The sequence below is a fragment of the Shewanella canadensis genome, from assembly GCF_003966225.1.
GTDB lineage: Bacteria > Pseudomonadota > Gammaproteobacteria > Enterobacterales > Shewanellaceae > Shewanella > Shewanella canadensis.
In genome coordinates this window covers 499,886-524,257 of sequence record NZ_RXNU01000002.1, presented here as the reverse complement: position 1 = coordinate 524,257, position 24,372 = coordinate 499,886, and the positions used below count along the sequence as shown (strand labels likewise).

Annotated in this window: 24 protein-coding genes; 14 read left to right on the top strand and 10 right to left on the bottom strand. The window is 47.1% G+C overall.

The window, feature by feature from the left end; genetic code table 11:
- Positions 1 to 109: 109 nt before the first annotated feature.
- Both EKG38_RS05740 and lgt read left to right on the top strand, forming a co-directional pair.
- Positions 110 to 640 carry a GNAT family N-acetyltransferase gene (locus EKG38_RS05740; RefSeq protein ID WP_221767746.1) on the top strand — a complete coding sequence of 177 codons (531 nt, stop codon included), beginning with the start codon at positions 110 to 112 and terminating at the stop codon, positions 638 to 640.
- Positions 641 to 873: 233 nt separating this feature from the next.
- Positions 874 to 1,665 (top strand): prolipoprotein diacylglyceryl transferase, encoded by a 792-nt coding sequence (gene lgt, locus EKG38_RS05735; RefSeq protein ID WP_126519286.1) that lies wholly within the window; start codon positions 874 to 876, stop codon positions 1,663 to 1,665.
- Between the two features lie 161 nt (positions 1,666 to 1,826).
- Here lgt and EKG38_RS05730 read toward each other — a convergent pair whose 3' ends face one another.
- A complete protein-coding gene (locus EKG38_RS05730; protein ID WP_246033099.1) occupies positions 1,827 to 2,837 on the bottom strand; it encodes a WD40 repeat domain-containing protein in 1,011 nt (336 codons plus the stop codon).
- Between the two features lie 271 nt (positions 2,838 to 3,108).
- Here EKG38_RS05730 and EKG38_RS05725 point away from each other — a divergent pair, with 271 nt between their 5' ends.
- From EKG38_RS05725 to EKG38_RS05715, 3 genes are read left to right on the top strand one after another with little or no spacing between them, the layout of a single operon-like run.
- A complete protein-coding gene (locus tag EKG38_RS05725) occupies positions 3,109 to 3,852 on the top strand; it encodes a (Fe-S)-binding protein (RefSeq protein ID WP_126519285.1) in 744 nt (247 codons plus the stop codon).
- A gap of 10 nt (positions 3,853 to 3,862) precedes the next feature.
- Positions 3,863 to 5,236, top strand: coding sequence for a lactate utilization protein B (locus tag EKG38_RS05720; protein ID WP_126519284.1), 1,374 nt, complete (start codon positions 3,863 to 3,865; stop codon positions 5,234 to 5,236).
- A 4-nt stretch (positions 5,237 to 5,240) separates the two neighbouring features.
- Complete coding sequence (locus EKG38_RS05715) at positions 5,241 to 5,810, top strand: LutC/YkgG family protein (RefSeq protein ID WP_126519283.1); 570 nt, start codon at positions 5,241 to 5,243, stop codon at positions 5,808 to 5,810.
- Between the two features lie 161 nt (positions 5,811 to 5,971).
- Here the strand turns inward: EKG38_RS05715 and EKG38_RS05710 are convergent, their stop codons facing one another.
- Together EKG38_RS05710 and EKG38_RS05705 are read right to left on the bottom strand one after the other, a co-directional pair.
- Positions 5,972 to 6,868, bottom strand: coding sequence for a LysR family transcriptional regulator (locus EKG38_RS05710; protein WP_126519282.1), 897 nt, complete (start codon positions 6,866 to 6,868; stop codon positions 5,972 to 5,974).
- A gap of 154 nt (positions 6,869 to 7,022) precedes the next feature.
- Complete coding sequence (locus tag EKG38_RS05705; protein ID WP_126519281.1) at positions 7,023 to 7,763, bottom strand: substrate-binding periplasmic protein; 741 nt, start codon at positions 7,761 to 7,763, stop codon at positions 7,023 to 7,025.
- A 403-nt stretch (positions 7,764 to 8,166) separates the two neighbouring features.
- Here EKG38_RS05705 and EKG38_RS05700 point away from each other — a divergent pair, with 403 nt between their 5' ends.
- Complete coding sequence (locus EKG38_RS05700) at positions 8,167 to 10,218, top strand: cation:proton antiporter (RefSeq protein ID WP_126519280.1); 2,052 nt, start codon at positions 8,167 to 8,169, stop codon at positions 10,216 to 10,218.
- Positions 10,219 to 10,348: 130 nt separating this feature from the next.
- On the opposite strand, the gene EKG38_RS05695 is transcribed toward EKG38_RS05700, so the two are convergent.
- Complete coding sequence (locus tag EKG38_RS05695; RefSeq protein ID WP_126519279.1) at positions 10,349 to 11,053, bottom strand: oxidative stress defense protein; 705 nt, start codon at positions 11,051 to 11,053, stop codon at positions 10,349 to 10,351.
- A 310-nt stretch (positions 11,054 to 11,363) separates the two neighbouring features.
- On the opposite strand from EKG38_RS05695, the gene EKG38_RS05690 reads away from it, so the two are divergent.
- The 3 genes from EKG38_RS05690 (at position 11,364) to EKG38_RS05680 (ending at position 15,078) form a co-directional block, all read left to right on the top strand.
- A complete protein-coding gene (locus tag EKG38_RS05690; protein WP_126519278.1) occupies positions 11,364 to 11,984 on the top strand; it encodes a hypothetical protein in 621 nt (206 codons plus the stop codon).
- 352 nt (positions 11,985 to 12,336) lie between these two features.
- Positions 12,337 to 13,734, top strand: a complete 1,398-nt coding sequence (locus tag EKG38_RS05685; protein ID WP_126519277.1) for a tryptophanase — start codon at positions 12,337 to 12,339, stop codon at positions 13,732 to 13,734.
- A gap of 273 nt (positions 13,735 to 14,007) precedes the next feature.
- A complete protein-coding gene (locus EKG38_RS05680; RefSeq protein WP_126519276.1) occupies positions 14,008 to 15,078 on the top strand; it encodes an HD-GYP domain-containing protein in 1,071 nt (356 codons plus the stop codon).
- Between the two features lie 222 nt (positions 15,079 to 15,300).
- Here the strand turns inward: EKG38_RS05680 and EKG38_RS05675 are convergent, their stop codons facing one another.
- Together EKG38_RS05675 and EKG38_RS05670 are read right to left on the bottom strand one after the other, a co-directional pair.
- A complete protein-coding gene (locus EKG38_RS05675; protein WP_126519275.1) occupies positions 15,301 to 15,945 on the bottom strand; it encodes a NifB/NifX family molybdenum-iron cluster-binding protein in 645 nt (214 codons plus the stop codon).
- A 62-nt stretch (positions 15,946 to 16,007) separates the two neighbouring features.
- The gene (locus tag EKG38_RS05670) at positions 16,008 to 16,298 is read right to left on the bottom strand and encodes a DUF134 domain-containing protein (RefSeq protein ID WP_126519274.1); all 291 of its coding nucleotides are present in this window, start codon (positions 16,296 to 16,298) and stop codon (positions 16,008 to 16,010) included.
- A gap of 866 nt (positions 16,299 to 17,164) precedes the next feature.
- Here EKG38_RS05670 and mpl point away from each other — a divergent pair.
- The 5 genes from mpl to EKG38_RS05645 all read left to right on the top strand — a co-directional run bounded on the left by mpl (position 17,165) and on the right by EKG38_RS05645 (position 21,626).
- Positions 17,165 to 18,571, top strand: coding sequence for a UDP-N-acetylmuramate:L-alanyl-gamma-D-glutamyl-meso-diaminopimelate ligase (mpl, locus tag EKG38_RS05665; protein ID WP_126519273.1), 1,407 nt, complete (start codon positions 17,165 to 17,167; stop codon positions 18,569 to 18,571).
- Between the two features lie 31 nt (positions 18,572 to 18,602).
- On the top strand, positions 18,603 to 19,262 hold the full coding sequence (locus EKG38_RS05660) for a flavin prenyltransferase UbiX (protein ID WP_126519272.1): 660 nt from the start codon (positions 18,603 to 18,605) through the stop codon (positions 19,260 to 19,262).
- 18 nt (positions 19,263 to 19,280) lie between these two features.
- Positions 19,281 to 19,811, top strand: a complete 531-nt coding sequence (hpt, locus tag EKG38_RS05655) for a hypoxanthine phosphoribosyltransferase (protein WP_126519271.1) — start codon at positions 19,281 to 19,283, stop codon at positions 19,809 to 19,811.
- 82 nt (positions 19,812 to 19,893) lie between these two features.
- Complete coding sequence (locus EKG38_RS05650) at positions 19,894 to 20,853, top strand: ABC transporter ATP-binding protein (RefSeq protein ID WP_126519270.1); 960 nt, start codon at positions 19,894 to 19,896, stop codon at positions 20,851 to 20,853.
- Positions 20,854 to 20,855: 2 nt separating this feature from the next.
- Positions 20,856 to 21,626, top strand: a complete 771-nt coding sequence (locus EKG38_RS05645) for an ABC transporter permease (RefSeq protein WP_126519414.1) — start codon at positions 20,856 to 20,858, stop codon at positions 21,624 to 21,626.
- 64 nt (positions 21,627 to 21,690) lie between these two features.
- Here the strand turns inward: EKG38_RS05645 and EKG38_RS05640 are convergent, their stop codons facing one another.
- From EKG38_RS05640 to panC, 4 genes are all read right to left on the bottom strand, one after another.
- Complete coding sequence (locus EKG38_RS05640) at positions 21,691 to 22,056, bottom strand: DUF4144 family protein (RefSeq protein ID WP_126519269.1); 366 nt, start codon at positions 22,054 to 22,056, stop codon at positions 21,691 to 21,693.
- 12 nt (positions 22,057 to 22,068) lie between these two features.
- Complete coding sequence (locus tag EKG38_RS05635) at positions 22,069 to 22,485, bottom strand: hypothetical protein (protein WP_126519268.1); 417 nt, start codon at positions 22,483 to 22,485, stop codon at positions 22,069 to 22,071.
- A gap of 125 nt (positions 22,486 to 22,610) precedes the next feature.
- Positions 22,611 to 23,132 carry a DUF4124 domain-containing protein gene (locus EKG38_RS05630; RefSeq protein WP_126519267.1) on the bottom strand — a complete coding sequence of 174 codons (522 nt, stop codon included), beginning with the start codon at positions 23,130 to 23,132 and terminating at the stop codon, positions 22,611 to 22,613.
- A gap of 290 nt (positions 23,133 to 23,422) precedes the next feature.
- On the bottom strand, positions 23,423 to 24,268 hold the full coding sequence (panC, locus tag EKG38_RS05625) for a pantoate--beta-alanine ligase (protein ID WP_126519266.1): 846 nt from the start codon (positions 24,266 to 24,268) through the stop codon (positions 23,423 to 23,425).
- Between the last annotated feature and the right edge of the window lie 104 nt (positions 24,269 to 24,372).

Genomic DNA, 24,372 nt, shown 5'->3' with positions numbered 1-24,372 from the left:
CTGGAATAGAGCACTGAGCGTTAAAATGTGAAAATATGGGGCTAAACTAATATTAGAGTAAGTACTGCATTTCTTATATGTACAGACAGGATTATTCAAAGGAGTGGATGTGGATATCTCAGTGGTAGAGTCGTTCGAAACGACGGGGTTAGCCTCGAGTGAAGATGTCAGAGAAGCGTTGAGTTCATTGTTAATCGACAGTGTAGAAAGCGGCGCATCGGTGGGTTTTATTACCCCCTTTTTTCATGCTGATGCAATGATTTATTGGGGCGGTGTCGAAGCCGATATGAACTCCGGCGTGCGCAAGCTTATTCTGGCGTGTGATGGCGAAGAGATCTTAGGTTGTGTTCAGCTATCTATGACAGATAAGCGCAATGGTCTGCATCGCGGCGAGGTTGAGAAGTTGATGGTGCGAACCAGTGCCAGAGGAAAGGGGATAGCTAAGAAGCTCATGCTTAAGCTCGAAGCGTTGGCGCTCGAGTTAGATAGGACGCTTATCGTATTAGATACGCGTAAGGGAGATGTCGCTTCGACCCTGTATATTAATCTTGGTTATAGTTTTGCGGGAGAGATCCCCAACTTCGCATTGAGCTCAGATGGTGAGTATGAGGCGACGGTTCTGTTTTACAAAGAGCTTTGATTCTAACGTCGATGTATCTCTAAAATGGTCACGTTTAGCCGGCTATTCCATGCTGGTGGCCATTTTTGAGTAGGCACTCATTATAATCTCCTGACCAGGTTCATGGTCATACCTTCGGTAGGTTTGTGGTTATCTCTTAGCTAAGAGTTACACAATGCTTGCCTAATCAAGAGTATCAGCGTAAAACTCCTGTCAGATAAACAATTTTCTCGCTTTAAATCGGAAGGCTTAATTTGGACCACTTTATTTGGAATATCGATCCTGTATTAATCTCGTTTATGGGGCTAAAGGTACATTGGTATGGTGCGCTGTTTGCTACGGCTATCGCATGTGGCTTTCAGGTGATGAAACGCATCTACATCAAAGAGGGACACGATGTTGAGTCGTTAGATAATTTACTGATCTATTGTGTTGTGGGGATCATTGTCGGTGCCCGACTAGCCCACTGCTTCTTCTACGACCCGGCCTATTATTTCAGCCATCCTTTAAAGATCTTTGCTATCTGGGAAGGAGGATTGGCGAGTCATGGTGGTGGTTTAGGCGCAATTTTAGCGCTCTTCTATTATCATAAAAAAGTGAAGATGCCTTTTCTCTATCTGCTCGACCGATTAGCCATCGCTACCGCGATATTTGGCTTCTTTGTCAGAATGGCAAACTTCATGAACTCTGAGATCTTAGGCCTGCCGACCACGGCACCATGGGCGATCATCTTCGAACGTGTCGATATGCTGCCTCGCCATCCGGCGCAGCTGTATGAAGCCTTTGCGTACCTGGCCATCTTCATCGGTTTATCTGCAATATTCAAATACACCCAAATGAAGCAAAAAGAGGGGGCGATATTCGGTCTATTCCTCTGTCTCGTCTTCGGTGCCAGATTTGCGATCGAATTTGTCAAAGTGAAGCAGGCGGTCTACGCCGATGATTGGGTCATGAGTGCCGGTCAGATGTTGAGTATTCCCTTCCTTGTGGTCGGTATCGCTCTGCTGATCTTGCCTTATGTTAAGTCTAAAAGAGCAGTGCAGTAATTCAGGAGGCTTTTGGGCTGCCTACTTCTGCGTTGAATGACTGCAAAAGGGAGCACCATTCCCTCATTCATTCGCCTTGAATTAGTTTGCCAAAAAAACTCTGAATAGATCACTTTCCCATACCGATTGATATAAAGTCGTTGCGTGAAGACGCAACGACTTTATAGTCCCGAGCGGGAGATATGAAGCGATTCAATAGCCCAGGTCTCTAATGCGCCATCGGAGCTCAGGCTCCATAGGGTACCTGAGCTATCTGCAGCCATGGATAGCACGGTTGTGCCGGCAGAGAAGGCGGTGATGTTCCACTTTGCCAGCTCTTTTCCCGTCTGAACATCCCAACTTGCCAACTCCTGCTTAGACGATGAGGTGATCAGTATCTTGCCACGTTCGACAAATAGCGCCTGGCGAAAATAGCGGTAGCGCTCCAGATAGTCGAGTCGGCTAAGGGCTTGTGTCGTTAATGAGTCGGCGATGAATTGATTATCCAGAGCATCGGCGACAAATATTTTTCGATTCGCTTCATCATAAGAGACGCTGGTTATTCGGAATTGGTTGATATATTCATGGATCACCTTACCTGTGGTGGCAGCCCAGAACAGCACGTGACCGTCGTGTGATGCCGACATCACCTGCTGGTTGTGCGCCGCATATTTCACACGCGTCACTGGTCCATCGTGAACCAAAAACATGGACATCTGGTCGTTAACCAAGTCTACGGTGAATACCGAGCCTTCGTTCAACCCGATGAGTACCTCATTACCCGTATGACTCAGGTGCAGGCTGGTGATTCTAGCCTCGGGATCGAATCCATCGACCTGCCAGGTCACCGTTAACTTTCCAGTTTGAATATCAAAAATCGACACTCGATGCTTGCCCGCTGTGCCCAGTAAGCGTTTATTTCCCGATAGTGAAATATGGTAGAGCTCTTCGATGAAGTCAGACTCGTTCCATTCGTTAATCAAGCTTTTCGAATCGTTATCCCACACCGAAAGATGATGCTTGCGGGTCAGTAGGGCCGAGATGGTCGCATCATCGGACAGTTGAGCCGCAATCACGCGATCACTGGTCAATCTATCTGTCGACAGTGATGTTTGCCCCGTGGAAGGTTCGCTGCAAGCTGTCAAACTCAGTGCTATACAGATACAGAGTAGGGGAAGCATGATGACTTTCACTCTTATCTCTCCTTGCTTTTACATTAGAAGTGTACCCAGACCTATTCTATCGTTTGTTGTGAATACGTGGAGAATATTAGTGGGCTCTGTTTCATTTTTGGAAATATTGTGAGCCATATTTACTAAATTAGCACTACTTATTATGTGGGTAAGGCCTAGACTCGTGGCTATTAAATAACCCTGCCATCGGGGGATGTACCTGACTAATGGCCCGATTGTCACTGAGTGATGAGCCAGGTACCCGCGGCAGCCAACAATAAGAGAACGCTATATGAGAATTGCACTTTTCATTCCGTGTCTGGTGAATCAGATGATGCCAGACGTCGGCATCGCTACGTTAGAACTGCTGGAAAAATTGGGTCATCAGGTGATACTGCCCAAGGGGCAGACCTGCTGTGGTCAACCTATGACTAACTCCGGCTGTTTTAATGAAGCGAAGAAAACCACCCTTAAGTTATTGAATGCATTTAAAGGTGTTGAGTGTGACGCGATTGTTTGTCCGGCTGCTTCCTGTTTAGTTGCTGCTAAAGAGAATTTTCATGAGTTTGATACCAGTCCTGAAGCTCAGGCGGTGATCGACAAGCTGTATGAACTGACCGAGTTTCTGCATGATGTCTCTCCTATCCCGGCCTTTAGTAAGCCTTTCCCCCATAAAATCAGTCTGCAGATGAGTTGCCATGGGATCCGTATGTTGGATCTGGCTACCCCCAGTGAGCAGATGGGACCTCGAACGAATAAGGTTGAGGCGGTGTTGAGTCAGATCCCTCAGATTGAAATTGTCTATCCTGACAGACGCGATGAGTGTTGCGGCTTTGGCGGTACTTTCGCTCTGGATGAAGGGGCCGTATCCGGGAAGATGGGTAAAGATAAGGCACAGGCCCATGCGGCAACGGGCGCGGCTTACGCGGTAGGTTTCGATCCCTCTTGCCTGCTACATATCGATGGCATGATTAAGCGTCAGAAGTTGCCGATACAGATCCGTCACATCGCCCAGGTGATTAACGCCGCACTATAGAGAGCTCACTATGTCAAATAAAAATTCAGCGGTACATGCCAAGAAGGCCGAGATATTTTGTCGGGATGAAGCGAGAGTCGACTGGCACTCGAAAGCCCTGTGGACGGTACGGGAAAAGCGTGATCGCGCAGCCGGTAGCCTGCCCGAGTGGGAACAGTTGCGTCAGATAGGCTCAGAGATGAAGCTACACACACTGACGAATCTGGGACAGTATCTGGAAGAGTTTGAGAAAAACTGTCTGGAAAATGGTATTCAGGTTCATTGGGCTAAAGACGGTGTCGAACATAACCGTATCGTGCATAAGATTTTAGCCGATAAGAAAGTGAAAAAACTGGTTAAGTCAAAGTCGATGCTAACCGAAGAGTGTCACTTAAACCCTTACCTTGAACAACATGGAATTGAGGTGATCGACACCGACTTAGGAGAGCGAATTATTCAGCTTGCCGGTGATCCGCCTTCGCATATCGTTCTACCCGCTATCCATATGAAGAGGGAGGAGGTGGGTGATCTCTTCCATGACAAGTTAGGTACAGAGGCCGGCGCTTCCGATCCATTCTATCTGACCCGCGCAGCAAGAGCTCATCTCAGAGAGCAGTTTCTGTCGGCCGATGCCGCAATGACTGGCGTTAACATGGCCGTTGCCGATAAAGGCGCCGTTGTTGTCTGTACCAATGAAGGCAACGCGGATATGGGAGCCAACCTGCCTAAGCTGCAGTTGCACTCAATGGGTATCGATAAGGTTGTTCCCGATCTCGATAGTGCGTCGGCCTTGTTAAGAACCTTGGCACGTAATGCAACGGGCCAGCCGGTCACTACCTATAGCTCCTTTTATCGTGGCCCTCAGAAGGGTGGCGAGATGCATGTCATTATCGTCGATAATGGCCGTACCGATATGCTTAAAGATAAGATATTGGCTGAATCTCTAAAATGTATCCGTTGTGGTGGTTGCTTAAATACCTGTCCGGTTTACCGCCGCTCGGGTGGTCATAGTTATAACTACACTATTCCCGGTCCTATCGGCATTGCTGTCGGGGCACAAAATGATGATACGAACTCTATTCCATGGGCGTGTACCTTGTGTGGTAGCTGCTCCTATGTTTGCCCGACTAAGGTGCCGCTAGATAAGATCATTCATCATCATCGTCGCTTGAAAGCCGAGGCCGGTAAACTCCCTTATGGCAAGAGTAGTTATATGCCTCTGGTGGGTAATTTTATGGCGAGCGAAACTATGCTTAACTGCTCGATGAGTGTTGCTCGCACCGCACTAAAAGTCCTTCCCGGTAGCCTCCTCAAGCCTTTCTCTGGCGCCTGGGGTAAATATCGTGAACTTCCTACCGCTCCAAACTCAAGTTTCGAAGCTTGGTTTAAGAAAAACAGAGGCTAAAAAGATGTCGAGTAAAGATTATATTTTGAATGCGCTTAAGAGCTCGGCCATCGCCCCTCAGGCTATGCCGGTGTTTAATGTGGCTCCGCGAATTGATGACCTTGTGGGTCAGTTTGAGACCAACCTTAATACCGTGGCGGGAACACTCCATAGGGAAGGCGGGTTAGAGGCGTTGCAGCAGAAGGTTGATGAGCTTATGGCTCAGGGGCTGCAAGTTATCTCTATGGTCGATGGCATTAAGGGAAACCGAGCGGTCACAGAGACTGCACATGAACTCAGAGATATCGATTATGCGGTGATCCCCGGCGATCTCGGTGTGGCCGAGAATGGGGCTATCTGGGTGAATAACAAAAACCTGGGCCACAGAGTCACGCCATTTATCTGTGAAAACCTCTTTCTGGTTATTGAAGCCGATACGATTGTGGCCAATATGCATCAGGCTGCCTCTAAGGTCACTCTTGAGAAGGGAGAGTTCGGTACCTTTATCGCGGGCCCGTCAAAAACCGCCGATATCGAACAGGCGTTGGTTGTGGGTGCCCACGGAGCCTGTAGCTTAAACGTATATCTGGCATAAGTTAGAGAGGCGAAGTTCCGGTTGTTTTGCAATTGGCTTCGCCTTCGTCTATTCGATATTTGATTGTTCTGCCCTGAATTTCAGGGTTTGCTAGCCGCAGTGAACTTGATAATACAGTGGTGACTCTAATCTTTGAGTCGCCATTTTTGGCTTTAATCCCTCTATACCGTAAAAAGATCTTGAGCTTTTGACTGCATAAATTCAATAAAGAGTTTGACCTTAAGAGGTTGCTGGCTACGTTGATGATACAACATGGAAATCCGTCGCTGCTCTCCTGTCCATTCAGGCAGTACTTCGACCAGCTGGCCGGATTTTATCTGCTGCTTCACAAATAACTCGGGTCCATACAAGATGCCACCGTCATCTACGGCGGCATGGACTGCACCATACAGATCGCCTAAGGTAAGTTTGGCCGGGCCATCATAGTAAAAATCTTCACCACTTCGGTGTTTAAGCGTCCAGTTAAACAGGGGCCACACCTTGATTAAGGCGTGTTGCTTCAGCTGATTTGGGTGGTCGATTTCTGCGGCCTGCGTTAAATAGCTTGGTGAGGCATACAGACCATAGTTGAGCACACCCAGTGAGTTCGATACCCAGGATGAGTCGGGTTGAGCACCACCGACGATAGCAATATCGACACCCTCTTCAACCAGATCTATAGCGTTATTATTTTGAGCTATATGCAGTTGAATATCGGGGTGCATCTTTGAAAATTCATTTAACGCACCGATAAATATCATTGATATTATCGATACCGGCGCCGCAATTCTCAGCGTTCCTTCCGGTTTGTTTATCGCTGAGTCGGAACAATTATCGAATTGAGATATGGCATCTTGATAACGCTTAAATAGCGCTTCGCCCTCTTCGGTCAAACGCAGTTTTCGGGTGCTGCGCATGATGAGTTGAGTATCAAGGCTCTCCTCAAGTTTATGCACTTTACGGCTCACCGTTGCGATAGGCATGTTTAGCGCTTTTGCGACCTGTGAGAACCCGCCAGTGTTGACCAGATGGACAAAAAGGTAGATTAATTGCAGCTCGCAAGCGGGGTTTGCACTCATTTGAACAGCCTTTCGCGTTAATACAGATGGAGGAATTATAGCAAGGCTCGTTTGAGCCTTATTGAAGTAAATCAGTAAATGTCTATTTAGCAGATTGTTATATTTACTCTTTCAACGCTAAAGAGGGCCATTATAGGTAATCGTTGGGCTCATATCATTTCAGATATTTATCATAGATCTCTTGATAGCGCCCCGTCTCTTTAAGGTGTTTTAGACCGGCATTGAAGTCATCTCGAATATGTTCATCCCAAAAGACAGGTCGATAATCCATTGGATTAAGTTCTACAAAATGATGCTCCTCAACAGGCTTGGGGTTGAATCCTTTTTCCCGTTGTAGGTGTAAAGTGAAGTATTTGAAAATATTTCGGTCGCTGAGCACCACATCATAATGTTGTCTGTTGAGGGTCAGTGCCTGCAATGACTGGTTATTCTGTTCGAAATAGAGGTTTGAATCTTGAACACTCTGGAGCCATTGGGGATATCGTTTTGCGGCGCCTTGAAAGGCAATCACACTCAAGCCTTGTAGATCTTCCGGCTTCTCGATAGTGAAGTTTCGTTCCTTTAGTGTGATAAATACATTGTCATAAAACACCGCCGGATCGCCGTAGAGAGCGCCTTCCGACTCCATATCCTGGCCCAAGTCGCTCATGGCGGCATCGACAGTGCGCGCTAAAAAAGTGACCGGGATTCTGGCAAAGGGATAATATTCCGGTTTCAGTACGTGACCGCGATGGGCCAAAGCCTCACCTATCACCTCTAGTTCAATCCCCGAGTCTGTCGCAGGGAAACAGAAGGGCGGTATCTTCTCTCCGAAGGCCACCGTGACCTCTGCCGCGAATAGCGGTGAAGCAGATATCCAAAGCAGAACTATTATTAATATTTTACTTATATTCATTCTCTAGCTCTTGATTTTGGCTACATTGCCATTGGCCACATCAAATATGGGTCAGCTCGAGACAGTTCGCTAGCTCACTATGATATCCATTCGGTTAGAATTAACGGTTCTTAGCTGATTAGTATCAATTGTAATTCAGGTGTTACTAAGTGATCGTACAACATATGGACATGTTAGTCAGTTTAAACTGTACTTAACTGTTCAGATCAGACCTCTGAATTGTGACGGCACTCAATCACTGCGGCTAATTTCAGATAAGAGATTGGAAGTGGGTTATGTCCGGTGTGATGCCGTTGGCAATCTTACACTGATGGGTATTACCTTTGGGTAATTGCGCTTTTACGACTACTTTTAATAGAGAGGGATTCGACAATTTTTGTCAGGCAATTTGATAGGTGGCGTCATGCATATGCAAACGACCTTGCTGCTGTTGGTCTTTTTTGTGATAGCGATTTTATTGGGAATAATACTGCGCAGGTTACTGAAAAATACTGCGATCCCATACTCGGTGGCCCTGTTGTTGCTCGGCATGTTAATTGGTACTAGTCTGAATGTTGACTCGCATATTCCAGTCTTGAATGAACTCAATTCGGCGTTTGTTTTAGCCAGCCAGTTAGATGCCAACCTCATCATGTTTATCTTCCTGCCTGCATTGGTGTTTGAGTCAGCCTTCTCTCTCGAGGTGCATCTATTTAAACGTATGTTCTCACAAATTGCGGTATTGGCTATCCCCGGTTTGGTGATCTGTACTCTATTTACGGCCATCTTGAGCCTGACGGTGTTGCCATGGAATTGGTCTCTCGGTACGGCCTTGATGTTTGGCGCGATAGTGAGCGCGACCGATCCCGTTGCCGTGGTGTCTCTGCTCAAGGAGATGTGCTCGCGGGTTAGGTTGCAGACATTAATCGAGGGTGAGTCGCTGCTCAATGACGGTACGGCGATCGTGATGTTTACGCTGTTTCTCTCCCTGGCGACTCAGGTCAAACCTGAATTTAATACGCTGGAGGTGATTGTTGAGTTCTTCCGTGTCGTTTCAATCGGTGTGCTTATCGGGGCTGCGGTCGCGGCGATAAGCCTTAAGTTTATTGGCTCTATATTCAACGATAGCTTGATTGAGATCGCGCTGACATTGGTGTTGCCCTATCTGGTTTTTTATCTGTCAGAGCATCTTTTTCATGCCTCTGGTGTCGTGAGTGTTGTCACCTTAGCCCTGATATATGCAGGCCCGGGTCGAACACGCTTTTCTCCCGAGGTGATGGAGCATCTGCACCATTTTTGGCATACACTCTCTTTTCTCTTCAATACCCTGATTTTTCTTCTGGTTGGATTAGTCGTCTCTACCCGCTTGGGTATCGCCGATCTCGCAAATTGGCAATATCTTGCGGTCATCTTTGTCGGGATCTTAGTGATCCGTGCCGTCGTCATTATCGGCCTGATGCCTGTTCTTGCCAGGATCGGGATAGGTTTAACGAAGGAGAAGTCAATTGTATTGATATGGGGCGGGCTGCGTGGCGCCGTTTCATTGGCCCTGGCTCTAATCGTTGCCACCAACGAGTCCCTGGATATTCAGCTGCGGGATCAAATCCTGTTTCTGAGTGCAGGCATCGTGGTATTAACTATCATAGTGAATGGATCATCCATGCGCTTCGTGATGGCAAAGTTAGGCTTAGATAGGCTCCCTAAGGCCAAGCAGCAGGCGTTTGCCAAGGTACAGCACAAGATCTCCGATGAAATTATCATGGTCAGAGAGCGATTACATGCCGACGAACATCTGAAAGCCGTTAACTGGCCCCTGGTAGATGGCAACATAGTGACGGTCAGTGAGCCTTTTACAGATGAACAGAGTTTAGATACTGAGGTTGAGTTTTTACGTAAGCTATTGGAATCGGAGCGACAGTTTTACTGGAATCAGTTTGCCAAGGGATTACTCAGTCAGGATGCAACCCATATTCTGGTCGAGGCCATAGAGAAAGCGCTCGATGGTACGCCTAAAATATGGCCCAGAAGTTCGATAGAGAAACATTGGAAAATTCCGCAGTGGTCCCTGCGCTGCGGTTCGCTCCCCCTTATTGGCGCCTATGCTCGCGGTGTAAGCTACAGACAACATATCATTATCTTTGAGAGTGCCAGGGGGTTATTCGAGGCGAGCCAGTATATACAAGCGCTGGCGCCGAGTTTATCACTGGAGCCTGCGCAGCTTGAGCAAGCTATGAAGCAGATAGTGCAAGTGAATCTATTTGCAAAGAATACCTTGAATGATTTCAGGCAAAAATCACCGCATCTGGTCGAGCGGGTCGAGTCATATCTGGCATTGCGTATCTTGTTAAATACAGAGCGAAAGATGATACAGGAGCTATCTCATGAGGGGATGATCTCTGAGGTCGATGCAGAGAAACTGATCGAAGCCGTCGAATTTAAGATGCATGAAAGTAAGAAGCAGAGCCAGTTAACTTAGCTAATCTCTTAAGCCAATAGTATTCGAGATAGTATTGGCTTTTTTACACTCTAATTAGAGGTACAGAGAGCCGACTGAACACTCTTATTTCAAGCTATCATCGGCTCCTGTTTTTAAAAATAGCCAACTGTTATTTTAACCGGTAGACCACCTCTATTCGGTCTCTAATCGTCACTTCCCCCTGCTGATAACTCTCGGCTACATCGTAACTCGCGCCTTTGGCATTCATACGTAGCATGACAGGTTGAACCGGATGTTGCTCGAAGTAGCGGATCTCCCAAACCCCCTCGATCTGTTCACCAAATCCTTCGGCCAGTAGTTGCGCTTTTTGTTGAGCATCTTTGATGGCTGCGAGTCTGGCCTTAGCCACATACTCATCTTCCTTACTGGATTTGAGTGCGATGTTATTGACCCGGTTGATGCCCTCTTCTAATGCCGAGTCTAAGATGGCGTTGAGGCGGGATAAATCTTGTATCGTGACGGTTAGACGACGACTGGCCCTGTAACCGGTCAATTGGGCGGGCTTATCTTTCTCATAGTGGTATTGCGGCTGTAGATTCAGATTTGCACTCTGGATAAGCGAACGCTCTATGCCCGCTTTTTTCAATCGCGCGATAAATTTAGCGACGGCCTTATCTGAACCATCTTTCGCGCCTTTGGCGGTTTTATCTCTAATAACGACTTCGACATTGAGTTCGGCCATGTCGGCTTCTACGGCCAGCTCACTGACGCCTATCGTCTCAAGGTGAGGGAAATTGAGTTCACTGGCTTCAAGCTGTGGCGCAGCCAGAATAAGGCTGCCGGATATGATTGCTGCTAATAGTGATTTTTTCATTATTTGGAACTCCAAAAGCGAAAGGTAAAAGTGATTTCTGAAGTTATAAACGCAGGCAACTTAAGAAAGGGTTTTATTTTTCCTTTATATTTTATTTTTCCTTTTTTTAGGGACTCCCCTCCCGGTGCATCAAATTGTTACCTATAGTCAATATAGATTGTCTTTTACGCCGTAAGATATCAAAGTGTTATTTATAGGTTGTTTTTTTGTGTTTTTGGTCGAGCCTAAACCAGAAACTGAGCGGGTATCTGGCAGGCCGTTCGCTTCAGATGAGAGTGCCTGAAACAACGAAAACTAAGGTGAGGTCGGTATGTATTCTATAAAAAGAAATCTGCTTTTAGGCTTAGCTATTGTCTTTTGCTACATCTTCGTCAGTATTTATAGTGCCAAACTTGATGATGTCTCTTTCGCAACCCAAGCCCATCAGTATGGCACCGACTTGGCCTATAACGCGTCAGAGTTTGGCGATCTCAGAGTGTCACCCGCGACTATCTACAACAGAGCCAAGATTAATCATCTGCACTCAGTCGGAAGGGATAGTCGTGAGAGAAGTGATAAGGAGAGTAAAAGCGGAATTAACCGTAATAATGCTTATAGAAGTAATGAATATGGGAGTTTAAATCGCAGAGCCGATAATGTTGGTGTCACACAAAAATCCCAGATAAACAGTGTTGAGCTAGAAAAAACGAGAGTCGCGGGTATACTCAACGCTGCTGTTTTTCTATTGGGTGTCACCATAGTTTCATTGGCATTTACCGGCGAAAACATCAAGTCAGAATTTGATGAGAAGGTTATATTCCTGTCGATACTGATTTTTATCGATGTCCTTTTTATCGGGGGGCAATATACCATGGCACTTCCAGTCTTAGGGCTTATTTTGCTTTATGGTAGACGCTATCTGGGAACCTATTTTACCCCGCATCAAGAGTAGCTTGTTTTAACCTCAACTCAAGGTTAGTCTTAGATAAACGACTTGCCAAAGGAGGATGACGCCGATGCTGAAACTGCTCGCCAACAACACGCCTGTGTTGTTCCATTGGTACAACTGCGATATTCAACTCGCCTACGATTTCCCCAACGTTTAGTCCTGCCCGATGCTGGCTGCATATCAGCCCGCACTTAAGCTAATTAAGCTAATTCAACTAATTAAATTAAGTCAGTTAATAATAACGTGCTACTTAGCCGAACTCTGCCACGCAATTTTGCTGACATTGTTGCGGTATTTAATCGACTCGGTAGGTGCACTAATACCAATTGGTATAAATGCTACAAGGGATTAAACAATGAAACGTATTCCAGAACCTTTTCGTATCAAGATGGTTGAGTCAATTCGAATGACTAACCTTGAAGACAGAGAGCAAGCCCTGACCCAAGCAGGTCTCAACCCCTTCCTGCTTCGCAGCGAAGATGTCTATATCGATCTGCTCACCGACTCCGGCACCGGCGCGATGAGTGATGTGCAGTGGGCGGGACTCATGATGGGCGATGAGTCCTATGCGGGTAGTCGTAACTATTTCAACCTGTGTGAATCTGTAGAACACTTCTTTGGTTATAAACTCACCGTGCCGGTTCATCAGGGGCGCGGCGCCGAGCAGATACTGTTTCCCTGCCTGATAGAGCGGATGAAACAGGTACGCGGTGGTACCGAGCCGATATTTATCTCTAATTATCATTTCGATACCACGGCGGGTCATATCGAGATGAACGGCGGTAAGGCGCTCAATGTCGTGACCGAAAAGGCGTTCGATACCGAGAGTTACTACGACTGGAAGGGGGACTTCGATCTCGATAAGCTTCGCGACACCATAGCCACCTATGGTGCCAACAATATCGCCGCCATCATAACAACTGTGACCTGTAATAGCTCCGGCGGGCAACCTGTCTCTATGGCGAACATGCGTGCCGTCTATGAGATCGCTCAGAAACATGACATTCCTGTCGTTATCGACTCAGCCCGATATTGTGAAAATGCCTATTTCATCAAGCAGCGTGAGGCAGGATATGAAGATAGCTCCATGTTGGAGATCATCCGTGAGATGTTCCAGTATGGCGATATGCTTACCCTGTCGGCGAAGAAAGATCCTATGGTCAACATAGGCGGGCTCTGCTGTGTGCGCGATCATGAAGAGTTATTCAGAGCCGTGCAGACACGATGCGTGCCCATGGAAGGGTTTGTCACCTATGGCGGCATGGCGGGTCGTGATATGGAGGCGCTGGCCAGAGGCATGCATGAAGGCGCCGATGAAGATTTTCTTCACTATCGAGTCAGTCAGGTTGCCTATCTTGGGGAACGTCTTCGCGAGGCGGGGATCCCCATCCAATATCCCACGGGAGGGCATGCGGTGTTTGTCGATGCGGCTAAGATGTTGCCCCATATTCCAGCCCATCAGTTTCCTGCACAATCTTTGTGTAATGCCCTCTATCTCGAGGCAGGTATTCGGGCGGTAGAGATAGGTTCATTGTTGCTTGGACGCGATCCCGAAACCTCAGAGCAGAAGGTGTCGCCTATGGAGCTGATGCGACTCACGATTCCACGAAGGGTTTATACCAATGATCATATGGATTACGTTGCCGATGCTCTCATCACCATCAAAGAGCAGGCGGCGTCGCTTAAGGGATTAACCTTCGATTACGAGCCGCCGGTATTGAGACACTTTACCGCTAAGTTCAACTCACTTTAGAGTACCATTGCGTTACAGCCCGAGGTGAGATTTCAAGCTCACCTCGGGTTAGATTTCCTCTCAAAAATTTATTCGGTTTATAAAGGATATTCAATTTAACTCTTTCTGTATTCACAACTTTTTCTTAAATTACATAGCTTCTATCTCATTGTAGGTACGTGAGTTAATGCACTTATAAATTTGTGATGCCCCAAAAAAGAACTAGTGTTAATCATAGGACATGTATGTGTTGGTGTGCTGAAGAGCATGACCAAGCCGCAATAGGGACGTTTGATGAATCTACATACTCAGGAGCCAGGAACGATAAATGTCGTTATCTGTGATGATTCGGTTACTAATGTTTTGATCATAGCTGAAATCTTAAAATCTATTGATATGGAGTTGAATGTCACTAAAATCACCGATCCGCGTAAGGTGATGAATGAATTGGATAGTCAAGTAACCCTGCTTATTTTAGATCTGGAAATGCCCTATTTTACCGGTTATGAAATTCTCGAAAAAATCAGAATACTTTACAGTCCCGAGAAATTACCCGTTATCGTTGTCAGTGGTTTGAGCGATCAAAAGTCTCAAATTAAGGCATTGAAATTGGGTGCAAATGATTTCATCTGTAAACCATTTAATGAGTATGAGCTTAAACTTCGGGTTATCAATCAGCTTAATATCATGAACGCTTTTAAGCTACAGTCCAGGCTCAATTATGAGCTTGAGAAACGTGTGAAATTGCGTACCTTCGAGCTTGAGCAGGCGACCGAATGTCTGATTAATAAGTTGGCTATGGTTGCCGAAATGCATGATGAAAATACCGGGCAACATATTCTTAGAGTGGGGAAATATTCAGGAGTGCTGGCTCGAAAGCTTGGGTTAACAGAGCAGGTGTCGTATATGATAGAAAAAGCCGCACCCATGCATGATATGGGGAAAATAATGATCCCTGATGAGATCTTATTTAAACCGGGTAAGCTTAGCGAATCAGAACATTTAGTCATGAAACAGCACGTTGAAAAAGCGAATGACTTGTTTGATGACCACCCATCGATGATGATTCAAATGGCTAAATCTATTGCAGTATATCATCACGAGAAATGGGACGGTTCTGGTTATGCTAAGGGCCTTAAAGGCCACTCCATTCCGATAGAAGGACAAATAGTCGGACTCGTTGATGTATTCGACGCGTTAACTACCGAGAGACCTTATAAACATGCATGGACAATCGAAGATTCGGTTCAATACCTAAAAGATCAATCCGGAAGCCACTTCGATCCTAAGCTCGTTAATCTGTTTATTGAACATCTGCCTGAGATATTGGAGATAAAGGCTGCGTTTCCCGAGAGGGCACTTTAGTGTTTCACTCGTTTTAAAGCGTAGCTTTTCGATGATGAAGCGTGATTTGGAGTTTTGAGTACCATAGATTACAGGTCCTCATGCCCACGCAAGGCGGCTGCCGGAAGTATCTGCTGCATCTACTGTTAGATAGAACCTGAATCTGAAGATGTTAATTACCTTCTAACTGCTGAAAGTGGGAACAGTTGAAATACAAGATATTTCAACTGTTATCAGGCAACACTACATTTTTCTAAAACCTGCGTAGCTTGCATTCTCCTGTGAAGCGTTAGCCTGGTCACCTCGACCCATCTGGCTCATGACCGATTCATCCCGGCTCTTGGTTTTACCGCCACAGCCACACCCACCAGACTTTCCATGTTCATGACCTGCATGGCCACCACAGCATCCACCGGCCTTTTTTCCTGTACTGCCGTGAGCATCAGAGTCATCGCTATGTGAGTGAGAGCCGCAACCACATCCACCCGACTTGCCATCTCCTGACTGGCCGCCACAACAGCCGCCTTTCTTCTCATGATTGAGTGAGGCTCTGCCCTGTGAGGCATCGAGAAGACGCAGATTCAGATTTCGTGTAGTTTGCAATAGCTCTTCGACGCAAAGAGAGCTATCGCCTTTGCTGACGCTGATCCCCGCATCGAGTAGCTTGACGAGCATACGCTCGCCGATGTGCTGCACTATGATGATGTTGGTCTTGTTATTGATGATTAGCTCCAACATCGCCTTCTTGGCGCTGCAACCTTCGGCCTGTAAGGCCGGGTTGGCGAAGCTGCCGATTAACTGATGCTGTTCGTTGAAGAAACCGATCTGTTGGGCTTTGGTAAAGTGGCTCGCGAGTCGGTCACGACTCATTGGCATTGCAATAATCATAATCATTCCTTGTGAGACCTTAATACTTGCCTATTAAGGTCCTATATTAGTTTGGTATCGACTTAGCTCTCTTGGCTTTCTTGAGGCAGCACCAGTGCATGTCCGCGGGTGATAGCGGTAGCGACTTTCTTACGTGCGCTGGCCAACAGGTTGCCGAATGTCTGTCTGGATATGCCCATCTTGGCCGCGGCATCGAGCTGACTCATCTTCTCTACATCGCCTAAATTCAGCGCCTCAAACTCATCGGCTTCCAGTTGGATCTTGGTTAACTCGACCGAAGGGATCCCATTGGGCTTAAACATGCTACAGGGCACACAGGCCGATAGACGACGACACTTTCTGGGTCTGGGCATAATGGATCGTCTCCGCTCTTGTTAGTCAAAAAAGTTATTAGTTATTGGCGTACGCTAATAACTAGAGATTATCATGTAAGTTCACAAAACAAACCGTGAAGTAGATCACTCACAAAAATATTCGTATAGGCTAAATAATCGGGTGCTTATGGCCTCACAAGGCGAATATGGCAAAGCCATGAACTGCAAATGATTCATGAATAAGATCATGCTGCTTACGGTCATCTAAGTTAGACCAATCAATATGGATAATTGGTAGCTTCATTTCTCCTAACACCAAATGCCATGAATGTGCCTCATACTTTTTCCTATCTCATTATTCTGTTTATCTTTTTGTGTGAGGCCTCAGATACTGAGTCTAATACTATTTTTATTAGTAGTGAGGTTGTTTAGTACTACTGAGGCTATAAATGAAAAATGCGGTCTCGGTTTACAAGAGTCCCCATTGAAGTTGCCGAAGTTCGTTGGAATCAATAGCGTGAGTCCAGACATGGATGTCTGGCTAACTTTCGGGGTACAGGATGTACCATCGGAAGTGATAGCTATTTATCCGTAAGCATGAGGCTCGTAATCAACTGCATGTAACTTCGTTGGGGCGTCATGGAGGATAAGGACGGGCAGTCCTCCTTGCCCTGGTGTGGAATGGAATTCCACGACTTTAATCCAAACGAAGTTTGGAAAACCAATTGTAAGCGTACCGCAGGTAATAAATACCATAGTAGCTATGGTCTACATCTCTTTCCCCCCAAATAAACACCACAAAAGTTAAAAGTTAAAACAGAAGTTATTTAAACCATTGTTAACTGACAATGGCCTCCCCAAGCGATAGAATACCCCTCAGATTATTCCTCATCAGAGCCAACCTCATGCATGTACACATCTTAGGCATCTGCGGCACCTTTATGGGTGGTCTAGCACTGCTAGCCAGAGCCGAAGGCCACAAGGTTACCGGCAGCGATGCCAACGTCTATCCGCCAATGAGCACTCAGCTCGAAGAGCAGGGCATCGAGCTTATTCAGGGCTTCGACCCGAGTCAGCTCGGGAAAAACGAAGATGATGCGCCGGATCTGGTGGTTGTCGGCAACGCGATGAGCCGTGGTAACCCATGCGTCGAGGCGGTATTGAATCGCGGCCTTAAATACACCTCAGGGCCACAGTTTCTGGCTGAGCATATTCTACCTAATCGCTGGGTGCTGGCGGTATCGGGAACCCATGGTAAGACGTCGACCTCGAGCATGCTGGCATGGATTTTAGAAGAGTGTGGCTATGAGCCGGGCTTCTTGATCGGTGGCGTGCCGCAAAATTTCGGTGTATCTGCACGTCTGGGTAACTCGCCATTTTTTGTGGTAGAAGCCGATGAGTATGATAGCGCCTTCTTCGATAAGCGTTCCAAGTTCGTTCACTATCAGCCACGTACCCTGGTGATCAATAACCTGGAGTTCGATCATGCCGACATCTTCGACGACTTAAAAGCGATTCAACGCCAGTTTAACCACGTGATACGCACCGTACCCGGTCAGGGGAAAGTTATCTGGCCGAAGGACAGTGTGGCGGTACAGCAGGTGATAGAGATGGGCTGCTGGAGCGAGCAGGAGACCTATACTAAGAGTCAGAGTCGTGGGCCTAAAGCGATAGAGCAACAAGCGCCAGCTCAAGGTTGGTCGACTCAACTTATTGCCGATGATGGCCATAAGTTTGAGCTGTTTTTTAATGGCGATTCCCTGGGCATCTTGGATTGGAGTCTGATCGGCCAGCACAATGTCGAGAATGCTACCATGGCGATTGCCGCGGCTCGTCATGTGGGCGTACAGCCTGAAGCGGCTATCGAAGCGCTCACCAAGTTTTTGCCACCTAAGCGCCGTATGGAGCTTATCGGTACGGTGAACGGCATTGAAGTCTATGACGATTTTGCCCACCATCCCACGGCGATTGCGACGACCCTGCAGGGGACTCGCGCTAAGGTCGGTGAGGGTAAGATCACCATTATCCTAGAGCCACGCTCGAATACCATGAAAAGTGGTGTGCACAAGGATACCTTAGCCGGTTCGATGGAGCTTGCCGATGAGGCCTATCTCTATCAGGCGGATAATATCGGTTGGGATGTACAGGCGGCGATGGATAAAGCCCAACTGCCCGTCACTGTGCTATACCAAATAGATGAGATAATCGATGCAGTGGCCAGTAAGGCAAAGTCCGGTGACACCATCATAGTGATGAGCAATGGCGGCTTCGGTGGCTTGCATCAGAAGCTGTTAGCTAAATTAAGTACCTAGTATCTAGGTTCTTGTAAATTGAGATTTTTAAATGAGTTACCCAAGAAAAACTAAATCTATCAGTCTGGCCTGGACCGGCGCCTCGGGGGCACCTTACGGCCTTAAGCTGCTGGAGTGTCTGCTTGCTGCCGATTATCAGGTGTTCCTGATGATCTCCTCTGCCGCCAGAATAGTGATGGCTACCGAGCATGGCTTGCAGTTGAGTGCTAACAGTGACAAGGCAAGAGACCAACTGCTCGAGCTATTTAGTGAACAGGGCGTCGAAACCACCGGAATGCTGCATGTTCTGGGCAAGGAGGAGTGGTTCTCCCCTCCGGCCTCAGGATCGGCTGCACCTAAGCAGATGGTGATCTGTCCCTGTAGTACGGGAACGTTAGCGGCCGTGGCAACCGGAATGAGCAATAGTTTGCTCGAACGTGCCGCCGATGTGGTCATAAAAGAGCGCGGTCAATTGATCTTGGTTCCCAGAGAAACCCCCTTTAGTTCTATACATTTAGAGCATATGTTGTCGCTCTCTCGTCTGGGTGCGACCATTATGCCTGCGGCTCCGGGCTTTTATCATGATCCCAAATCGATACAAGATCTGGTAAACTTCATGGTCGCCCGGATACTTGACCATTTGGGCGTTGAACACGAATTAACGAATCGCTGGGGCTATGATAAGCATAGTGCCAGTGACAGCGACAATTAAGACTATGTTGAGAGTACTATGAAACACACCATCGAAGAGATGATCTCTACCCAAGAGATAGACGAGAAACTGGATCTGTTAGCCGAGCAGATCAATGCTCATTATGCTAACAGCGAGCGCCTGTTAATGGTGGGTTTGTTGAAAGGCTCAGTTGTGTTTATGGCTGATCTTTGTCGCCGTATTAAAGGCCATGTTGAGATCGATTTCATGTCGGTATCCAGTTACGGCAATGCGATGACCAGTACACGTGAAGTTAAAATTCTTAAAGACGTGCAATCGGATATCCAGGGACGCGACGTGCTTATCGTCGAAGACCTAATCGACTCGGGTAACACCCTCAATAAGATCCGTGAGATGCTTTTACTCCGTGAGCCTAAGAGTCTGGCGCTATGTACCTTGCTCGATAAGCCTGAGCGTCGTGAAATTGATGTGCCAGTCGATTTTATCGGCTTTACCATCCCGGATGAGTTTATCGTAGGTTACGGTATCGATTACGCCGAGCAGTATCGAAACCTGCCTTACATTGCGAAGGTTATCCCGCAAGAATAAGCTCGCTCGCTTTATCATTAACTCCCGCAACTGGCGGGAGTTTTTCGTTATACAGATATCGGTTTACTGCACTGGAAGAAAAATGTTAAATACAGAGAACGCATTAGTTATCGACTCGCTGAAGAAAACCTATAAAGGTGGAGTCGAAGCGGTAAAAGGAATTAGCCTTAAGGTTAAAAAGGGCGATTTTTTTGCGCTACTCGGCCCTAATGGTGCGGGTAAGTCGACGACCATAGGTGTGATTAGCTCGCTGGTGCAGAAGAGTGAAGGTAAGGTGTCTGTGTTTGAGCACGATATCGACAGTGAGCTGGAGTTGGCTAAGCTCTGTATCGGTTTGGTGCCACAGGAGTTTAACTTCAACCAGTTTGAAACTGTTCTGCAGATAGTGGTCAATCAGGCGGGTTATTACGGTGTGACCAAGGCTGTCGCCCTCGAGCGCGCCGAGAAGTATTTGACCCAATTGGATCTTTGGGAAAAGCGTAACAGTCCCTCACGGACACTGTCCGGTGGCATGAAGCGTCGTTTAATGATTGCCAGAGCGCTGATGCATGAGCCAAAGCTGCTTATTCTCGATGAACCGACGGCGGGTGTCGACATTGAGCTCAGACGTTCGATGTGGACCTTCCTGACGGAGCTTAATGCCGAAGGAGTGACGATTATTCTGACGACTCACTATCTGGAAGAGGCTGAGATGCTTTGCCGTAATATCGGTATTATCGATAAAGGTATCTTGGTTGAGTGCACCAGTATGAAGTCGTTACTGAGCCGTTTAAATCTTGAAACCTTTGTGCTCGACCTGAGCACGGATCTCACAGAGACGCCAATGCTTAAGGGGTTCATCTGCCGTTTAAGCGATGCTCATACCTTAGAGGTCGATGTAGAGAAAGATCAGAGTCTTAATGCGGTATTTACTCAACTCAGCGAGCAAGGGCTCGAGGTGTTGTCGATGCGCAATAAGGCCAACCGTTTAGAGGAGCTGTTTGTGGAGCTGGTAGAGAAAGGTAAGCATCAGCAACCTCAGGATAAAGGAGTGGCATTATGAATATGAGAGCGCTTTATGCCACGGCATTTAAGAGTATTTTAACCAAAGAGGTTAATCGTTTCACTCGGATCTGGATACAGACTCTGGTACCTCCGGCCATCAGTATGACGCTCTACTTCCTGATATTCGGTAACCTGGTCGGTAAGCGGATCGGTGAGATGGGTGGTGTCACCTATATGGAGTTTATCGCGCCGGGCTTGATTATGATGGCGGTGATCACAGCCTCTTACTCTAATGTGGCTTCATCATTTTTCAGCGCCAAGTTTCAGCGTAACCTCGAAGAGTTGATTGTTGCCCCGGTGCCTCATTATGTGATTATTGCCGGTTATGTGGGTGGAGGTGTTGCGCGGGGGCTGTGCGTGGGTAGCATAGTGACCGGAGTCGCTATGTTCTTCGTCGATATCTCTTTGCATCACGCGGGCTTAGTGGCGATAACAGTGCTGCTTACCTCGATTCTGTTCGCGCTGGGTGGCTTAATCAATGCTATATTTGCAAAGAGTTATGATGATATCAGTATTGTGCCAACCTTTGTGTTAACGCCGCTCACCTATCTCGGTGGTGTGTTCTACTCCCTATCCCTGTTACCCGATTTCTGGCAAGGTGTGTCGGCACTGAACCCCGTGGTTTACATGATTAATGTGTTTCGTTACGGCTTCTTAGGCTACGCCGATATCAGTGTGCCGTTTTCGATTGCCGTTATGGTGGGCTTCTGTGTCGGCTTGTGGAGTCTGGCGTATTATCTGATCAGCCGTGGCATAGGTTTACGTAGCTAGAAGGTTAGAAGATTAGAGTTTCGGTGGGAGTCATATCTGGCTCCTTTTTCTGGATCCCGAACCTTTAGTTTTCTTCTATATATTTCATTATCTCAAAAACCTGCTCCATAGTTTCAGCCCCCAGCTTGGCGGTGCAGCAGTGACCTGACACACTGGCATGCACTCTGACCAAAGCCAATACCTGAGGTAAACACAGAGGTTCATCCGATACTTGCCAGCTTAGTCGCGTGTCTGGCTTCAATTGAGCACGCTGCGCCAAGGAGAGATTATAGGTGACGCCCGATGCGTCTAAAAGACGACTCATTTCCTCTATGTGGTTCTGTTCCTCAAGTCGCCACTCTTGCTCCGATGCAAGATAGACGAGCTCGGCTTGTTCTTCTTGAATGAGTATTGCTGGCCACTGAATATGCCTGTTCTCGTCATGGTTCATATCGTCTTCTTATTACTTGTTTTTCTTACTTTCTTTGAGCAGCCAAGGATATTGACTGTTGCAGCTATATTGCTCGAAGGCGGTGGCTTTATCTGCAATAGCGTCGGCGATTCCGAAGGCGTACCCCTTCACGTAAATCAACACGAATAAGGCACGCATCTCGCCATTATCCATAGGTTTAAGTTGCTCATTTAACGTGAGGTTGAGGCGCATGTTATCGATTTTATGGCCATTACTCATGGCGAGTTTGCTACAAACGAGCAGATCCATCACTTCTGGCATATTAAGTACTGCATGTGCAGTATCGACAAAACCGTGCATCCCCATGCCGCCTCGACTGGCGATGATCTTTTGCAGCGTGAAATAGGATAGGAGGGAGCCCAGGAGTAAGCCTGTAATAAAAAGAGTGAGATAAGTGAGTTTTTTCATCGAAATGTTGAATGCTTCTGTTTTTGAGTAAGGGAAAGCCACGAGTTAAAGACAGAGCTAAGAAAGTCTCGAGTCGCGAAAAGCATGCCGTGGCTGATTGCTCGTGGCTCGCAGCCCGCAACTGTTTATTGCGGCTCCACTTCGGCTTCTATCAGCGCCTTGCGCTCTTGCAGGAGATCTATGCTCTTCTGGTTATTCGAGATAAGCTCATTGAAATAGAGGTGCATCTCCTTTAACTCTTTAAGGTACTCGGGGTCATCTTTTTCATGTTTCTGCCAGTAACGCTTTCGCTCAATCTTCTGAATCTCGCTGGCTCTCAATATATCGAAATAGCTGTTTTCCTGCTTTAAACGGTACATCTCTCCGTTGATCAGCTGCATCAGCTTCTCTTTCGAGATAGTTTTCATATCGAGCAGTGCAGATAGAGGATCGATAAAACTTTGGGGTTTATCTGAATCGATCTCTGTGGTGATCCCCAGATCATATTCGATCTGGTGCTGACTGAACTCTTTCGGACAGGTGGTTTGGCTAAAGACGACCTTGTCATCCTTAATACATTTAAAAATGCTACCAGCCACTGCAGTGCCGGGTAATAGCAGGCCTGAAAAAGTCAGACCGATAAAAATAATGGGTATCACTCTTGCCATCAGGCTACACATCCTCTGTTCAGCTTTCGACTCACTCATAGGGTGAGTGTCATGTTTTCCGGCTGTATATCGAAAAATACCTGAGTATTATTCGAACATCCATTCAGCCTTATTTATGATTACTTTTATGCATACTACTATGGCGTAACTTGCTTGATAAAACCAGTGTTTTGAGGATGAGTTGCGTCTATGCTTAGCCGGATTAATAAGAAAATCGTGAGAGAAATAGCTATCAGGAAATGCAGGGCTAAGCAGGGCACGAAACGTGCCCTCGATAGTGCAGTAATTATTTAGCGAGTGAAGCAGAGGTTATCTATTAGGCGAGTATCGCCCATGTAGGCCGCAGCGAGTATGACTAGTGAAGAATCTTCGCCGGATGCCGGTGACAGGTCAGATGTACTGCGTATCTCGAGGTAATCAGGTTTGAATCCTGCCTCACACAGTTGGCTATTGCCGCTTTGAATCGCATTGGCAATCGACTCGCCTTGCTGTATTGCTACAGACATGGTGTCCATGGTTTGCTTAAGCGTCGCCGCCTTATCTTTTTGGTCCTGGCTGAGGTAGCCATTACGCGAACTCATGGCTAAGCCTGAGGCTTCACGTATGGTGTCGACGCCAATTATCTCAATAGGCATAGAGAGATCTGCCACCATGGTCTCGATCACCAGCAGTTGTTGGAAATCTTTACGACCGAAGAGGGCAATATCGGGCTGGACGATATTAAACAGCTTACAGACCACTGTGGCGACGCCACGAAAATGTCCCGGACGGCTCGCACCACACAGTTGCTCGCCGATGTTGGGCACCTCGACAAAGCTCTGCTGCTCCATCCCTTTGGGATAGATTATCTCCGGTGTAGGAGTGAAGAGTAGCTCAGCTCCTGCTTCGGTTAAGGCTTGCTGATCGACCGTTAATGTTCTCGGGTAAGCATCGAGATCTTCGTTCTGACCAAACTGCATCGGATTGACGAAGATTGAAGCGACAACGTGATCGGCACGTTTGACGGCTTCTTTAATGAGTGTGATGTGACCCAGATGCAGATTGCCCATAGTGGGAACAAATGCGACGGTTTCGCCTTTTGCATGCCATGCACGAACTTGCTGACGGATCTGACTGATTTCTTGAGTGGTGATCATAGTAACTCTGCACTATTTTGTTTTGCTTAACATGCTTGCGACTCATCAGAGCGCATATGCGCTCAAGTCAAACCGCTAGTGAATCTTAGGGCTCACAAGCGGCT

Excerpts from the sequence above, each read along its gene's own strand:
- EKG38_RS05630 (WP_126519267.1), bottom strand. The coding sequence starts at position 23,132 with ATGGCAAGAGTGATACCCATTATTTTTATCGGTCTGACTTTTTCAGGC.
- EKG38_RS05680 (WP_126519276.1), top strand. The coding sequence starts at position 14,008 with ATGAATCTACATACTCAGGAGCCAGGAACGATAAATGTCGTTATCTGT.
- EKG38_RS05650 (WP_126519270.1), top strand. The coding sequence starts at position 19,894 with ATGTTAAATACAGAGAACGCATTAGTTATCGACTCGCTGAAGAAAACC.
- EKG38_RS05670 (WP_126519274.1), bottom strand. The coding sequence starts at position 16,298 with ATGCCCAGACCCAGAAAGTGTCGTCGTCTATCGGCCTGTGTGCCCTGT.
- EKG38_RS05725 (WP_126519285.1), top strand. The coding sequence starts at position 3,109 with ATGAGAATTGCACTTTTCATTCCGTGTCTGGTGAATCAGATGATGCCA.
- EKG38_RS05640 (WP_126519269.1), bottom strand. The coding sequence starts at position 22,056 with ATGAACCATGACGAGAACAGGCATATTCAGTGGCCAGCAATACTCATT.
- EKG38_RS05695 (WP_126519279.1), bottom strand. The coding sequence starts at position 11,053 with ATGAAAAAATCACTATTAGCAGCAATCATATCCGGCAGCCTTATTCTG.
- EKG38_RS05710 (WP_126519282.1), bottom strand. The coding sequence starts at position 6,868 with ATGAGTGCAAACCCCGCTTGCGAGCTGCAATTAATCTACCTTTTTGTC.
- EKG38_RS05645 (WP_126519414.1), top strand. The coding sequence starts at position 20,856 with ATGAGAGCGCTTTATGCCACGGCATTTAAGAGTATTTTAACCAAAGAG.
- EKG38_RS05715 (WP_126519283.1), top strand. The coding sequence starts at position 5,241 with ATGTCGAGTAAAGATTATATTTTGAATGCGCTTAAGAGCTCGGCCATC.
- panC (WP_126519266.1), bottom strand. The coding sequence starts at position 24,268 with ATGATCACCACTCAAGAAATCAGTCAGATCCGTCAGCAAGTTCGTGCA.
- EKG38_RS05635 (WP_126519268.1), bottom strand. The coding sequence starts at position 22,485 with ATGAAAAAACTCACTTATCTCACTCTTTTTATTACAGGCTTACTCCTG.
- EKG38_RS05705 (WP_126519281.1), bottom strand. The coding sequence starts at position 7,763 with ATGAATATAAGTAAAATATTAATAATAGTTCTGCTTTGGATATCTGCT.
- EKG38_RS05720 (WP_126519284.1), top strand. The coding sequence starts at position 3,863 with ATGTCAAATAAAAATTCAGCGGTACATGCCAAGAAGGCCGAGATATTT.
- EKG38_RS05700 (WP_126519280.1), top strand. The coding sequence starts at position 8,167 with ATGCATATGCAAACGACCTTGCTGCTGTTGGTCTTTTTTGTGATAGCG.
- EKG38_RS05690 (WP_126519278.1), top strand. The coding sequence starts at position 11,364 with ATGTATTCTATAAAAAGAAATCTGCTTTTAGGCTTAGCTATTGTCTTT.
- mpl (WP_126519273.1), top strand. The coding sequence starts at position 17,165 with ATGCATGTACACATCTTAGGCATCTGCGGCACCTTTATGGGTGGTCTA.
- EKG38_RS05660 (WP_126519272.1), top strand. The coding sequence starts at position 18,603 with ATGAGTTACCCAAGAAAAACTAAATCTATCAGTCTGGCCTGGACCGGC.
- EKG38_RS05675 (WP_126519275.1), bottom strand. The coding sequence starts at position 15,945 with ATGATTATTGCAATGCCAATGAGTCGTGACCGACTCGCGAGCCACTTT.
- hpt (WP_126519271.1), top strand. The coding sequence starts at position 19,281 with ATGAAACACACCATCGAAGAGATGATCTCTACCCAAGAGATAGACGAG.
- EKG38_RS05685 (WP_126519277.1), top strand. The coding sequence starts at position 12,337 with ATGAAACGTATTCCAGAACCTTTTCGTATCAAGATGGTTGAGTCAATT.